General features: G+C 34.7%; 18 protein-coding genes. 17 read left to right on the forward strand and 1 reads right to left on the reverse strand.

Annotated elements, in window-relative coordinates:
• Positions 1–111 precede the first annotated feature (111 nt).
• From D0T60_RS01690 to D0T60_RS01745, 12 genes are all read left to right on the forward strand, one after another.
• Positions 112–699: a tyrosine-type recombinase/integrase gene (locus D0T60_RS01690; protein ID WP_203558266.1), complete on the forward strand. Its 588-nt coding sequence runs from the start codon at positions 112–114 to the stop codon at positions 697–699.
• A gap of 102 nt (positions 700–801) precedes the next feature.
• On the forward strand, positions 802–1,380 hold the full coding sequence (locus D0T60_RS01695) for a hypothetical protein (protein WP_163216418.1): 579 nt from the start codon (positions 802–804) through the stop codon (positions 1,378–1,380).
• Between the two features lie 601 nt (positions 1,381–1,981).
• The gene (locus D0T60_RS01700; RefSeq protein WP_163216419.1) at positions 1,982–2,491 is read left to right on the forward strand and encodes a hypothetical protein; all 510 of its coding nucleotides are present in this window, start codon (positions 1,982–1,984) and stop codon (positions 2,489–2,491) included.
• A 5-nt stretch (positions 2,492–2,496) separates the two neighbouring features.
• Entirely contained in the window at positions 2,497–2,772 is a 276-nt protein-coding gene (locus tag D0T60_RS01705; protein ID WP_163216420.1) for a hypothetical protein, read from the forward strand.
• 4 nt (positions 2,773–2,776) lie between these two features.
• Positions 2,777–3,049: a hypothetical protein gene (locus D0T60_RS01710; RefSeq protein WP_163216421.1), complete on the forward strand. Its 273-nt coding sequence runs from the start codon at positions 2,777–2,779 to the stop codon at positions 3,047–3,049.
• Entirely contained in the window at positions 3,033–3,545 is a 513-nt protein-coding gene (locus tag D0T60_RS01715; RefSeq protein WP_163216422.1) for a transglycosylase SLT domain-containing protein, read from the forward strand. Before D0T60_RS01710 ends, D0T60_RS01715 begins: the two co-directional genes overlap by 17 nt.
• Positions 3,542–3,886 carry a hypothetical protein gene (locus D0T60_RS01720; protein WP_163216423.1) on the forward strand — a complete coding sequence of 115 codons (345 nt, stop codon included), beginning with the start codon at positions 3,542–3,544 and terminating at the stop codon, positions 3,884–3,886. Before D0T60_RS01715 ends, D0T60_RS01720 begins: the two co-directional genes overlap by 4 nt.
• On the forward strand, positions 3,855–4,277 hold the full coding sequence (locus tag D0T60_RS01725; protein ID WP_163216424.1) for a hypothetical protein: 423 nt from the start codon (positions 3,855–3,857) through the stop codon (positions 4,275–4,277). Before D0T60_RS01720 ends, D0T60_RS01725 begins: the two co-directional genes overlap by 32 nt.
• Before the next feature lie 188 nt (positions 4,278–4,465).
• Positions 4,466–4,867 (forward strand): hypothetical protein, encoded by a 402-nt coding sequence (locus D0T60_RS01730; protein ID WP_163216425.1) that lies wholly within the window; start codon positions 4,466–4,468, stop codon positions 4,865–4,867.
• Positions 4,864–5,190, forward strand: coding sequence for a thioredoxin (gene trxA / locus D0T60_RS01735; RefSeq protein WP_163216426.1), 327 nt, complete (start codon positions 4,864–4,866; stop codon positions 5,188–5,190). The genes D0T60_RS01730 and trxA overlap by 4 nt, the downstream gene beginning before the upstream one ends.
• A 106-nt stretch (positions 5,191–5,296) precedes the next feature.
• Complete coding sequence (locus D0T60_RS01740) at positions 5,297–5,503, forward strand: hypothetical protein (protein WP_163216427.1); 207 nt, start codon at positions 5,297–5,299, stop codon at positions 5,501–5,503.
• 1 nt (position 5,504) lies between these two features.
• Complete coding sequence (locus D0T60_RS01745; RefSeq protein WP_163216428.1) at positions 5,505–7,433, forward strand: hypothetical protein; 1,929 nt, start codon at positions 5,505–5,507, stop codon at positions 7,431–7,433.
• A gap of 114 nt (positions 7,434–7,547) precedes the next feature.
• Here the strand turns inward: D0T60_RS01745 and D0T60_RS01750 are convergent, their stop codons facing one another.
• Positions 7,548–8,438, reverse strand: a complete 891-nt coding sequence (locus D0T60_RS01750) for a hypothetical protein (RefSeq protein ID WP_163216429.1) — start codon at positions 8,436–8,438, stop codon at positions 7,548–7,550.
• Positions 8,439–9,637: 1,199 nt separating this feature from the next.
• Here D0T60_RS01750 and D0T60_RS01755 point away from each other — a divergent pair.
• The 5 genes from D0T60_RS01755 (at position 9,638) to D0T60_RS01775 (ending at position 11,932) form a co-directional block, all read left to right on the forward strand.
• Positions 9,638–10,228 (forward strand): hypothetical protein, encoded by a 591-nt coding sequence (locus tag D0T60_RS01755; RefSeq protein WP_163216430.1) that lies wholly within the window; start codon positions 9,638–9,640, stop codon positions 10,226–10,228.
• Between the two features lie 266 nt (positions 10,229–10,494).
• Complete coding sequence (locus tag D0T60_RS01760) at positions 10,495–10,923, forward strand: hypothetical protein (protein ID WP_163216431.1); 429 nt, start codon at positions 10,495–10,497, stop codon at positions 10,921–10,923.
• Positions 10,924–11,082: 159 nt separating this feature from the next.
• Positions 11,083–11,382: a hypothetical protein gene (locus D0T60_RS01765; protein WP_163216432.1), complete on the forward strand. Its 300-nt coding sequence runs from the start codon at positions 11,083–11,085 to the stop codon at positions 11,380–11,382.
• Between the two features lie 58 nt (positions 11,383–11,440).
• The gene (locus D0T60_RS01770; RefSeq protein WP_163216433.1) at positions 11,441–11,641 is read left to right on the forward strand and encodes a hypothetical protein; all 201 of its coding nucleotides are present in this window, start codon (positions 11,441–11,443) and stop codon (positions 11,639–11,641) included.
• 21 nt (positions 11,642–11,662) lie between these two features.
• Positions 11,663–11,932, forward strand: a complete 270-nt coding sequence (locus D0T60_RS01775; RefSeq protein WP_163216434.1) for a hypothetical protein — start codon at positions 11,663–11,665, stop codon at positions 11,930–11,932.
• Positions 11,933–11,937 lie beyond the last annotated feature (5 nt).

The raw sequence follows: 11,937 nt of genomic DNA on the forward strand, positions 1-11,937 counted from the left end.
TCAGCACTATTAACATAAATATCGTATCATTATGCCAAATAATCAACTTATTCTTTTGATATATGAAAGTTCATTTATATATTTGTCCTCGAAAATGAAACAATATTTATTATGGCAAAAAAGAATCAATTAACAACAAGCGATTACTTGGAGTACTCTGAATACGAAAGACTCCTGCAACTCTTACATGATGATAAAAAATATATTTGGGAACTTTACTCTCGACTATCATTTTGTACTGCATGTAGGGTTTCGGATGTTTTAAATTTACATTGGAAGGACATTCTGGATAAAGACCAGGTGACTGTTCTCGAAATAAAAACTGGAAAACTAAGAAGTATCAAATTTAACGCATCTGTGAAGAAGAAAACCAATGAGTTGTACCGTTTGTTAGGCAGTCCTTCAATAGAAGAGCACATCTTTCAGACAAACCGCTCCAAAGGTGCTTTTACAAAACAGTACATTAACAGAAAGCTTAAAGAATTTAAAAGCAAATATAGGATTAATATTGGAAATTTTTCCACTCACACATTCAGAAAAACATTTGGAAGATATGTCTATGAAGCAAATAATAGAAGCGAGGAAAGCTTGATTCTCTTATGTAAAGTCCTCAATCATTCAAGCACAGCAATTACAAAAACATACATCGGAATCAGACAAGATGAAATTGACAACATCTTCGATTCCATCAAATTCTAAAGTTCAGCGGAACTAATTCATTTTGAAGCGTGATAACACACGCCCTTGCATAATCCCCAGTTGAATTTACTGCCAATTCTTTGGCAGAAAAACATTTTAATTATGTGTGACAACAAAGCAAGAGGTGTATCACGTACCTTAAATCAACACATCCAAAACTGTTCTATATGTGGTGACAGTTACGACCTCGAAGAATTTCAAAAACAACTGCCTTTGACGCAATTAATGAAACAAAGAAATATTTGTTTCAAATGTGCTTTTTGGTTAGATAAAATTGAAAACCCTAATCCAAACAGGGAAATTATTGATGGGCAGCACTGCACATTTCACCCTTCCCAAAATGAACGCTCATATTTTCAAGGGTGTGGTGGTAGAGAGTTCTATATACTACGCAACGATAAATCTTTGGCCATGTCGAATAACGTATGGTTCCAAGGGAAAATACCTGATCGTTTTCGTGAAAGCCTTCCAAATACAGCTCAATTTATTTCAAAAAGAACTTATACAAAATTAAAAAATAACAGCTTTCAATGTAAAGCAAAAGGTTGCTGGGATAGGTATCACTGCCTTAGGTATGACATTTCAATAGAAGAAGGCGCAGGCCCTTGGAATATAATTCCAAAAACACATAATCCAGGAGAAGAAAATTGCGAAAGCTTCATCAATAAAAATAAATTATGATAAATATATTATTAATTGCAGTGTTCGTCATAATAGCTGTGGCAGCATGTACAGCATTTACATACTTAATCCAAAGCATCACATGTCAAAATTGTCCTCTGAAAGAAGAATGTCTAAAAGCATCAAAAGAAGGTAAAACCCCACCTTGCCAAAACAACATTCATTCCAACCCATTTATTAACGATCAATTTTCAAACGGATTATGATGGCAATAATACTTATAGTTGGGGGCTGGCTGTTCAATTTCAGCAGATTTAAAGTCCAATGCAGATGCTAATTTAGTAATTGTTGATCAAGACTTTGAGCCAACAAAAACACCAACCATTCCAGATATTGATTGTGAATTAGAATACGCCAAACTACCTGACCCAATAGACGTGGGGGTGGTGGAATACTACATCGTCAAATCAAAAACAAATCCTTTTAAAAGTATTTGTGAATGGCATTCTCAATTATCAAAACAGTTAGGCGGGAATTTCCGGAAAGTAATATACTGGAAGAGAATCAGAAGCCGGACATGGACTAAAAGTAAAAAACCAAGTGTAAGCAACATCACCAGTGTTGCTCAGTTAATATTTGTAGTAGTATTTATTATAAAGTTATGAAATTCATTGACCGACTAAAAGTGGCGTTTGGATTAATGTTTAGCTCCAAATACATTGATGACCTGAATGACCAGATACGCTCATCTAAAGATGAGAAAGATAAAATTGAGAAGGAATATACTCAAGCTGCCGAATGCTTTAATCAGGCAATTAAACTGATAGAGAAAAGCGAGAAGCAAAGATATTTCAGTAAATACAACGCCATTCCAATTGCAAAAATAGCTATACCAAATTTTGGATTTCCGGAAGTGGTAAAGACTCGCACAACATCACCACCAGCAAGATTTCATTTTGATGAGCAAGTTTTATCACTACAGCAAGCGAGATATCTCTATCAAATTGGAGATTGTCTTCATTGTGACTTACATGGAGAAATTGCTTCAGAATTAGGGAGAAAACTGATAGAAGAAGGATTCGTGAATATAGAGCACCTTGCTCAGCCGTACAGCGATGCTTGTCACGATCTACTTTCAACATTTCAAATAACAGTAAATTATTACGAATAACATTTATGAAAAGAATAACTATTCAAACAGACATAGACATTGATCCCAAGTTTTGGGCATTGCTTCCAGCACTCAATATCAATTTAGGATCAAAACAATTTGAGTTCGAATGGCTTTGTTTTGGGATTTATATCGGGAAATTGAAACCCGTAGCTACTAAGAAGAATATAATTGAATATGAGTTTCATATTTCCGTGGACTCCAAACCAGCTCTTAAAGCAGTCAGGAAAATTAAGAGAAAACTGATTTGGTTGAAAATCAAATCAATCTTTTTTAAGTAAAGGTATGAATGCTGTTAGTGGGAAACCGGGAGATTCTGATTTTTCAGAAGAGTTTATAAAAAGAAGCAGAATACATCCATTGGAGTATAATATTTATCGCTCCATTTTATCAGGTCAAAATCCATATACAATAATTGAACAACTTGTTGGAAATCTCAATGAAGTCCATGAAGAACTAAAAAATATAAAACTTCATGGGTTGCCTCCAATTTACGTTGTCGTTTCAGAATCCACAATACAAGAATTAAAAACAAAAATTAATGAAACGAGTGATTAAAACATTATTGCTAAGTGTCACACTATGTAGTTTGCTGAGCTGTAACAAATCTCAAGAGCAACCAGCATTAGAAATTCCACAAATCATTGAAGAAGCGGTTCCGGTCATTTATTACAATGACACTGTAACCGAATGGCAAATTTTCACCCTTGCTCTAATTGAAGTAGAGAGCGAAAACAATCCGGGTATAATCGGAAAGACCAACGACGGAGGAATCCTCCAGATAACTCCAATCTATGTGAAGGAAGTCAATCGAATACAATCCGAAGAGGTGTTTACGCTGGAGGATCGATTTGATATACAGAAATCGTTAGATATGTTTAATGCTATGAATGATTTTTATAACAAAGACCGGGACATCGAAAAAGCTATAAAACTGCACAACCCACATGCACCGGCAAGTTATAGAGCAAAAATCCTAAAAAAGATGAAAGAGGTCTCTAAACGTGAGGCTGTAAGAAAACATTGTGTAAAATCAACAATTGGATTAACATGAAAATCATATATAATAATCTTATTCCACTAAAAGGCTTTAGTGCTATCAATCTCTTTGGGATTCTATTCGTAAAAAATGGAGTTGTGGCAACAGACAAATTAATCAATCACGAGAAGATACATACAGCTCAGATTAAAGAATTGTTATATATTTTCTTTTATGTGCTGTATATGCTGGAGTGGTTAATCAGGTTGTTAAAATATGGAAAGCAAAGCTATTACAACATTTCTTTCGAACGTGAAGCCTATAGCAATGCAGGCAACCTCAATTATTTAAAAACAAGAAAAAAATTCTCATTTATTAAATACTATGGATGTAAAAAATCTAAAAAAGAGCAGTAAGCTATTGCGTAGAATCGAAAATATAGATTCTGAAATTACAGAAATTGAAAAAGTAGCATTGGTAATTTCCAGTGGAAAATTTGAGTCAAGTTTTGAATTAAAAATAAATGATCTTTTAAATGAAGAGGTTAATCAAAAATCAATTCTTGATGAAGATGGGTCATTAAAAACTGGCAGTATATCTTTTGAAATACAAAATCCTCTTGCTATCCTGTATGGGTGGCCAACAAACAAGACCAAAAACAAAGTCGAAAAGCAGTTTGATTACATCTTGAAACCATCGCTTTCAGAAGCATCTATTTTGAGAATTCTCGGAATACTATTAACTGAATTGATGGAAGAAAGAAACAGATTATTAGAAAAACTTAAAAAGAATGGTGTAACGATATGATTGCAACAGTTATAATATTAATCCTCATGGTTGGAAATGTTTTTTTGCACTTGCTAAACATAAAGAACCAAAACCGGGAAGATACAACTTTTGGGTAACTTTTATATGTACCCTAATAGAACTCTGGCTTTTCTCTGCCGCTGGATTATTTGACAAATTTAACATTTAATAATATAACAAATACAATTATGCTTTTAGAAATTAACGAAATCAAACTACCTGAAGGTAAGCAAATGTGCGAAAAATACGCTTATCCAGGTCCAGGATTATTTGCAATAAATGATGGAATATCTTATTATTTGGTTTATAATCCTCCAACAGATATGCTGCCTTTTATGATGCCTATTCCTGTTGAAATAGTGGCAGAACATTTCGCAAAAAATAAAGTCAGAGCTGCGGAGGAAGATTTGGTGGGCCGGGTGGTTAATAAACTCGATGACATGAGAAAGAGGCTGGAAGGAGACGCGAGTGTGTTGACAGCTACACCTCAGTACTACCAGCCAGAAAAAATTGACGGCAATACTTTATTAAAAGCAATTGCAATAGCACAGAATCCGGAATTAGCAAAAGATTTATTAAACAAAGAATGACAATCAATATTACAGACAATAATTTGAAAGAGCTCATTGAAAACAGTGAAGCTTTAGTTGTAGACTTTTGGGCTGAATGGTGTGGTCCGTGCAAAATGATTTCACCTATTGTTGATGAACTGTCCGAACAATATGCTGGAAGGGTAACTGTAGGTAAAGTAAATATTGAAAATGATGATTGTCAAGAGATCGTAGCTGGAAATAGCATTCGAAGTGTTCCGACTATCTTGTTCTTTAGAAAAGGAGAACTTGTTGATAAACACATTGGTGGAGGTGCAAAAGATATCTTGGAAAGCAAAATAAAGACATGCTTTAATAAGTAGTGATATAGCCGGGTGAAATGCCCGGCTAATAATTATCTATAAAAATCACATCGAATCAGAACTTTTATAAACGACGTGATCTATTAGTAAATAAACGATATTTTATATGAAAAAATTAGAAGATATTAGAGGTCAATTAAAACCAGTTATGACAAATGATGAACTGGCAGTGCTTTATGCTCAAATAAGTTATTTCAAGCCGAACAAAAATAGAGTTGGCAGATGGGCAAAAACTCTTGGTTATCGTTTAACAAAGCAAATGATTGACAGGAAAGTGCTATGGTTTTATATTAATGAGCAAATAGAAGATTGATATGGAAAACATAAATTCAATCCCATACGCACATCATTATCGATGTTTTCCGCAGATGATTGGGTCAGCTGTGAACCAGTCTGTTTTCATGTATCTAATGGATGAATATTCTCACCGACTAAAAGACGGTAGACCATTAAGTTTCAATGTTAGTATAAATGAGATAAAAAAAGACAGGAACTTATCTTGGAAATCTGTTGCTAATAGCCTACAATCTTTTCAAAAAATGAAATTGATTACTTTTGATGGTAGCTTATGTACGTTAGATGGTGATCGATTTGTGTCCTTAATAAAAGGATTCAATAAAACTGGTGGCGAAGACAAGAGAAAAGAGTTTTCGGAGTTTCTCGAAAAAGGAGATTACGATTCATTAAAGAAATTCGGATTTCAGTTAGAACATAATTCAAAAAAGGAATTATTGTCTTTGAAAGGTGGCGGTGGGCTCTCACAAATATTAGAAGGTTCTAAGAAAAGTGAGAAGGTTATCACAAATTTTATAAGTGACTTCTCACAAATGTTAGAGCCTTCTAAGAAAAGTGAGAAGTCAATACCCATCAATGCAACTCATAGTTCTAAGAAAAGTGAGAACCTTCTAACATTTCTTAGAAGCAACTCTTTGGAAATTGTTCAAATTATATCTGAGAGCTGTGATAAAGCTCAGCTTTTAGGGTATTTTCAGATGAATTACAACCATTTTTTGTCGGATGATGATATTGAACAGATGGTTGAGGTTATTTTTGATAAGAACCAACTGGAAAATGTTGATTTTGGTATTGAATGGTTCTCACTTTTCTTAGAACTGCTTCTCACTTTTCTTAGAAGGGGGTTCTCACTTTTCTTAGAAGAGGTTCTCACAAATGTTAGAACAGTAAATAAAGGAATAAATATAAATAAAATAAATAACGGGGAGGTTCTTTTTGAAAAGAACCAAAACACTTCTTCTAATTCGTCTTCGACTCATCAAAATTTTGAAGGCAATATTTCTCAGGATGAAAAAGAAGAATTTATAGATTTCAATTTTCTTAATGAAGTTTCAGGAAGCTATAAACGTTCAACTCTTAGCTATCAAGATTTAAAAAATAAAAGCAGACTGCCATATTTCCCAGTTGAAGAAATTGAAAAGATTATTTCTGACCCATCGAATTGTTTGGATCGTCCGGATAAGATTTTCATTAATCAGGTTTGGGAATGCTTGCTTCCATTTTTTGTTTCTGAAGAAGAAGGAGAAAATGAAGAGATAGTCGAATCTCAGTTAGACCCTGAAGGGATGTCTTTTTATGCAGATAGAATTATCCAAGATATCATAACCCCAGCCTTTCAAGAAACACAAGACATTATCTCCAGTGGAAAAATGAATGTTCGTGGAATTGAGCTTCCGGTTACTGCTTCCGAATTAGACCCTGATGATGTACAACGCATTCTTGACTTCCAGCTAACGGTAAAAGGCGAAGATCGTGTTTACATCATATCAAAAAAAAGCTTTAGAAACATTTTTGCCGATCTAATCCCAGTCACTCCAAAGAGAGCCACTAAAGAAGGGCGTGAAGAAGATAAAGCTTATATGCAGGAGATTATATTGCTTGGCGATGATGATGAACGCTACAAAGATTTAACTCCGATTGAACTTGTTATCTATAATTTCCTCAGCGATTATTTTAAAATCAATGAAGACGGAAGCGTTGAGGCTCCGACACAGAAGTTTGTTAATAGAGTGTCTTTAAGTAGGTTTTACTTGTCTGTAGCAGAAAAGGGCTTAACGGAAAAAGATTTTCTTAGCGTTTTATTTAGCAACACGCCAGATAAACAAACTGGATGCCTAACTTTAAAGCCAAGGATGTTCAGTTCAGCAAAGATCAAAGAATGGAACGCAATTAAAGGCCATGAGAGCAAAATTGAGATCAAAGACAATAAAACCCTCAAGCAGAAATAGAAAACCTCTAAAATCGAAAGAAAACAACCTTTTCGCGCAAATTAAAACGAAACATAGAACCCTCAATGCCCATCCTTACGAAAATCTTAAATGCAAGGATGGGTATTATTGTTTTCAACGAGCAAGAAAATCTCTCAGCATTTCATTGATCCGGCCAAGATTTACCAGACAATCTTCTTGAGTCAAAAAATAATTCCCAGCAAAATATCTCATATTCGAAGTCTGCTTCCCTTCTTCTATAGCACTTGTCATCTTCATTTTATCAGTGATATACCAATACTTTTTGCCTATTTCTGCTTTAGGGTTTACCGGCTCAATTCGGTGCAACTTATCTTTCCAGCTCTTTCCAAGCTTATTCAGCCTATTTTCCAACCTTCTACGTTCGGTGACAGTCATGGTATCAAATATGTATTCGCTCAGTGGACCAATTTCTTCGTGCATCGAATAACGCGTTTCATTTGTTTGATAGATATGATAACAATAAAGCTCAAAACGATCTTCATCTTTAGATACCGACCTAACAACACCAATACCCCTTACTCCCGGTTTTTTAAAGTTTACGCGCTCGTTTGTATGTGGAATGCGTCTCTCTATTACCAACTGGTTCTTTTCAGTATATTGCAATTCATTAATCATCAGGGTCCGGTTAAACAAAGCAATATCATCATCAACAGGCTTTGAAAGTTCGGATATTTTAGTTGATGAACGAGTTGTGTCAATCTTATCTCCGTTTAAAGTTGCTTCGATTTTTGCATCAATCAGATTACAAGCCCCAACCATAATTAGCTTTCCATTATGCCAAGCAATATCGCCTGATCCGAAACCATTTTCAAACCATGAGAAGAAAGAAGAGGTATTTAATCCATCTGGAGAGATTTTGGGGGTGTATTCAAAATTTAAGTTTAACTCAACTTTGCAAAAAGAAGAGATAGCCTTCCAGTCTATTTCGGATTTGAATGTGTATTGCTCAAGGAACTTTTCGACTTGAAAATCTAATTTACTCATAATTGATTTTGTTATATTTCAGTTTAACGACAAATATAAGTATATTTTTTAATTTCGTGAAAATGAGCTTTAAAAAATCAATAATCCCCAGAAAACGAGACTAAATTTTCGGAGCCCGGAAAAAATTAGGATTTAGTATAACATGAATTTTGCATATAGATTGAAAATTGATTTTAACGAGCTGTGCTTTGTTTTAATAGGTCGGAGATACATCTGGATTCATTGTGGTACTGAAAGACTTATATAGCCCGTCTGAGACTCGTTTCCGGAACAATTCTGTTTAATGGTTTTGGCTGGGAATATTTCCTTCAGTGATTTGGTTAAAATGAATGTGCTGGAAGAAGATCGTTTACTTGATTCCAGTAAAGTTCAAGTTCCCCAGAAACGAAACTCAAAAAATGGGGTCGAAAATATATATGGTATCCGCACACAAAGAGGCACCCACCCGCTTATTTTTTTTCTTATATTACTGGCTATCAACTACTTAAAAGGTTCACTTTTGCTATAAGTGAACCTTTTTTCTTTACTGCACCTCTTTTTTCGTTACTCTTATTTCAAATTTTGATTTTTGTATATTTTTTTGATTTTAGAGAGGTTTTTGTTTTTGCATATTGTTTCCCTTCTTTCGGCTTTTTTGCCTATCTTTTAGTTCTACATATACACCCATACGCGCGCACACGCATTATAACAATCCCGCGCGCGTTTTAAATAATGTATTATAACTTTTATTAAATCAATCCATATTTTCAATTAACATTCATTAACACCGCTTTATCTTATTGGCAATCAGAGACTTACAACTTTCTTTGTGCTTTTCTCTAATTTTCTTTGCTATATTATTTGCACGGTTCAAATAATGTGCTTTACTTTGCAATGTCAATCAAACAAAAGTAGTATTGACAGAGTTCTTTAACAGAGAGGTAACGAAAATAGTTTTATAAGTTTATAACTTATCATTTTACTATTATATAGAAAATGTTTGCACTATCTGATAGGCAAAAAACGAAAATAGTTATTGTTCCACCCTGAAACCCTTAAAACACTATAATAGCAATATTATAACGGTCTCAAGTCCGTACAAAGTTGAGAGAGGGTTAAAAATAAATTAATAAACAACCGTACCGCAAACGGATAACAAAAAAAACGGCTTAAAGGAAAGCCCGATAAACAAGCGGTTAAAGTTTATCAAACCAAACGTTATGTTAACAATCAATCAAATTAAAAATGTAGCTATTGAAAACATTAGTTTTGCACCTAACAGTTTAGTTTTATTAAAAGTACGTGAAACTGAAAGTAACGGAATGATAAATACAACCGTTAACTATATAGAGGTTTGCGAACTAAAAGACACAAAAGAGCTAACAATTGTACAAAATTTGTTGCGCTATTGTTTAGCAGAGTTCAATGTATCAAAAGGTTTTGAATCGGATTTTAAAGAGACAGGAATAAGGCAGCGCCGTATTTTGCAGCCTTTTTTAAACACAAAAGTGCTATTTCGCACCGATTCAACAGGTAAAATTTCTCGCGCTTTAATCTCTGAAATAGAGTTCAATAAAACCGCTATGAATATAAAGCACAATCATGCTATTGTAACGGCGAAACCCGAAAACACAAAAGCAGCTATCTTTCAACACTCAAAAGCGATTTTAGCGCAATGTAGTTATTTGTCCATGATAGGCAAAGAGGTTGAAAATATCATTTCTCTTTGTTCCGAAGACGTAAAAATAACTAAAGAGCGTAAACCAAAAAGCAAAACAACCGCCAACAAAGAAACTGAAAAAGCGGCTTAAATAGCTACCAATATATAATACCACAGGGTAACGAATGCAAATTTGTTACCCTATTTTGTACACGCGTATGTATATATGTGCGTGTATATCTGTGTGCGCGTATGCGTATGAATATATAATAGAATGCCTGAGAAATTGGATTTTCCCGGGGGCTGGAATGGAGAGTAAAAATTTGTAGGGATAACTATGCCCGAACGTAAACAATTAAACAATAAATAAAAATGAAATTATCCGAATTATACAGTGACTGTAAACATGTTGCTACCATGAAAATATTGTGCGCATCTAAAGGGATAACTATGCCCGAACGTGAAGCGCAAAGAATTGAAAATTTAGTGCGTGCCGGCAATAGGTTTTTCGTTTTTATCAGTAAAGACGGGATTGATATTCTGGAAATGCGCGAACGTTCCGAACTACTTGCAAAAATTGTGTCTGGACGTGTTCGCAAAGGTCAAGTTTTATTCCTACATGACGGTGCAATGCGTGAAATAACACGTAATAACCTGGCTGAATCCTGTAAATTTTACGCTCCTATAAAGCCCATAGAACGCGATGACAGAGTGCGAATCGTGCGAAAAAAACCCACCTCTTTTGACGATGGTATGCCCGAACGCCCACACAAAAAAGTAAGTAAAAAAGGATTTTTACGCACCGAAATGGCTAATGAGTCCATGCAGCGAATGATCCGTATCTAATACAAATTTCATACTAATCCGAAGCCGTCATTACGCAAGTTTTGACGGCTTTTTTAATGCCAAAAATTATGCAACCAATAAAATATCACAAAGGCAGAGCCTATGGACTGGTAGTATCGTGTAACAAAAATGGAGTAATAACATATAACAACAATAAAAATGAAAGAAAATACAACAAGTACGCAAAGCAATGCGCCTGAAAACCCGAAAAATGATGTAGCAAGTTTTATGTACTACATGTGGAATGCGTGGTGTAGAAGCGAGTGTGAGATGGCATTTGCCGGACATGATGTGAATCACTTGTGGTCGAAATGGATTGGATATAATAAGCACAATGAAAGACATGGGGCTGTGGAAGAATTTTTCGCAAATCTAAGTGACTACTACCAAGATATGCTGGTAAAGCGTGCAACAGAAGTGTATAACCGCAGAAGTAGAATAAATGAAAACCGTGAATAAAATATTGAAATATCTGGCTATCGCTGTGCTTATATGCGTCATGCCAAAAGCGTGTAGAATGGAATATACCTGTGATGTAATTGATTCTATGCCGGAACCTATATACCATCAACTCATAGCCGATTACCCGGAGTGGAATATTGACCAACTTGCGGACTATTATGTAGCAAACCGCGATTCTCTGGTAAAAGAAATGTATCTGGAGCAAGAGTATTTGTTTGAACTGGAGGAATATTTATCAAATCAAAACAATAATTAATCAATAAAAATAAACGAAAAAATGAAAGCAGTAGGAAACGCTAAGTTTTGCCCAAAATGTAGTCAAACCAAGAACGTGAATGAATTTTACAAAAACGCAGCAAGTCGAGATGGTTTGCAGCATTATTGTAAGGAATGCGAAAAAAAGCGAGGTTGTACAAAAGCAAACCAGACCAAAAAGACAAATATGATTCTCAATATTGCCGATTTTTCTGACGAAAGCTTATTTGCTGAAATCAGAAAACGTGGCTACTCTGGGGAGTTGACTTATGTGCGAGCTATATCAATTTAAAATTA

Source organism: Bacteroides sp. 224 (assembly GCF_010500995.1).
Taxonomy (GTDB): domain Bacteria; phylum Bacteroidota; class Bacteroidia; order Bacteroidales; family Bacteroidaceae; genus Bacteroides.

Excerpts from the sequence above, each read along its gene's own strand:
- trxA (WP_163216426.1), top strand. The coding sequence starts at position 4,864 with ATGACAATCAATATTACAGACAATAATTTGAAAGAGCTCATTGAAAAC.
- D0T60_RS01725 (WP_163216424.1), top strand. The coding sequence starts at position 3,855 with ATGGATGTAAAAAATCTAAAAAAGAGCAGTAAGCTATTGCGTAGAATC.
- D0T60_RS01700 (WP_163216419.1), top strand. The coding sequence starts at position 1,982 with ATGAAATTCATTGACCGACTAAAAGTGGCGTTTGGATTAATGTTTAGC.
- D0T60_RS01750 (WP_163216429.1), bottom strand. The coding sequence starts at position 8,438 with ATGAGTAAATTAGATTTTCAAGTCGAAAAGTTCCTTGAGCAATACACA.
- D0T60_RS01760 (WP_163216431.1), top strand. The coding sequence starts at position 10,495 with ATGAAAATATTGTGCGCATCTAAAGGGATAACTATGCCCGAACGTGAA.
- D0T60_RS01705 (WP_163216420.1), top strand. The coding sequence starts at position 2,497 with ATGAAAAGAATAACTATTCAAACAGACATAGACATTGATCCCAAGTTT.
- D0T60_RS01765 (WP_163216432.1), top strand. The coding sequence starts at position 11,083 with ATGAAAGAAAATACAACAAGTACGCAAAGCAATGCGCCTGAAAACCCG.
- D0T60_RS01770 (WP_163216433.1), top strand. The coding sequence starts at position 11,441 with ATGGAATATACCTGTGATGTAATTGATTCTATGCCGGAACCTATATAC.
- D0T60_RS01740 (WP_163216427.1), top strand. The coding sequence starts at position 5,297 with ATGAAAAAATTAGAAGATATTAGAGGTCAATTAAAACCAGTTATGACA.
- D0T60_RS01710 (WP_163216421.1), top strand. The coding sequence starts at position 2,777 with ATGAATGCTGTTAGTGGGAAACCGGGAGATTCTGATTTTTCAGAAGAG.
- D0T60_RS01745 (WP_163216428.1), top strand. The coding sequence starts at position 5,505 with ATGGAAAACATAAATTCAATCCCATACGCACATCATTATCGATGTTTT.
- D0T60_RS01695 (WP_163216418.1), top strand. The coding sequence starts at position 802 with ATGTGTGACAACAAAGCAAGAGGTGTATCACGTACCTTAAATCAACAC.
- D0T60_RS01715 (WP_163216422.1), top strand. The coding sequence starts at position 3,033 with ATGAAACGAGTGATTAAAACATTATTGCTAAGTGTCACACTATGTAGT.
- D0T60_RS01775 (WP_163216434.1), top strand. The coding sequence starts at position 11,663 with ATGAAAGCAGTAGGAAACGCTAAGTTTTGCCCAAAATGTAGTCAAACC.
- D0T60_RS01730 (WP_163216425.1), top strand. The coding sequence starts at position 4,466 with ATGCTTTTAGAAATTAACGAAATCAAACTACCTGAAGGTAAGCAAATG.
- D0T60_RS01755 (WP_163216430.1), top strand. The coding sequence starts at position 9,638 with ATGTTAACAATCAATCAAATTAAAAATGTAGCTATTGAAAACATTAGT.
- D0T60_RS01690 (WP_203558266.1), top strand. The coding sequence starts at position 112 with ATGGCAAAAAAGAATCAATTAACAACAAGCGATTACTTGGAGTACTCT.
- D0T60_RS01720 (WP_163216423.1), top strand. The coding sequence starts at position 3,542 with ATGAAAATCATATATAATAATCTTATTCCACTAAAAGGCTTTAGTGCT.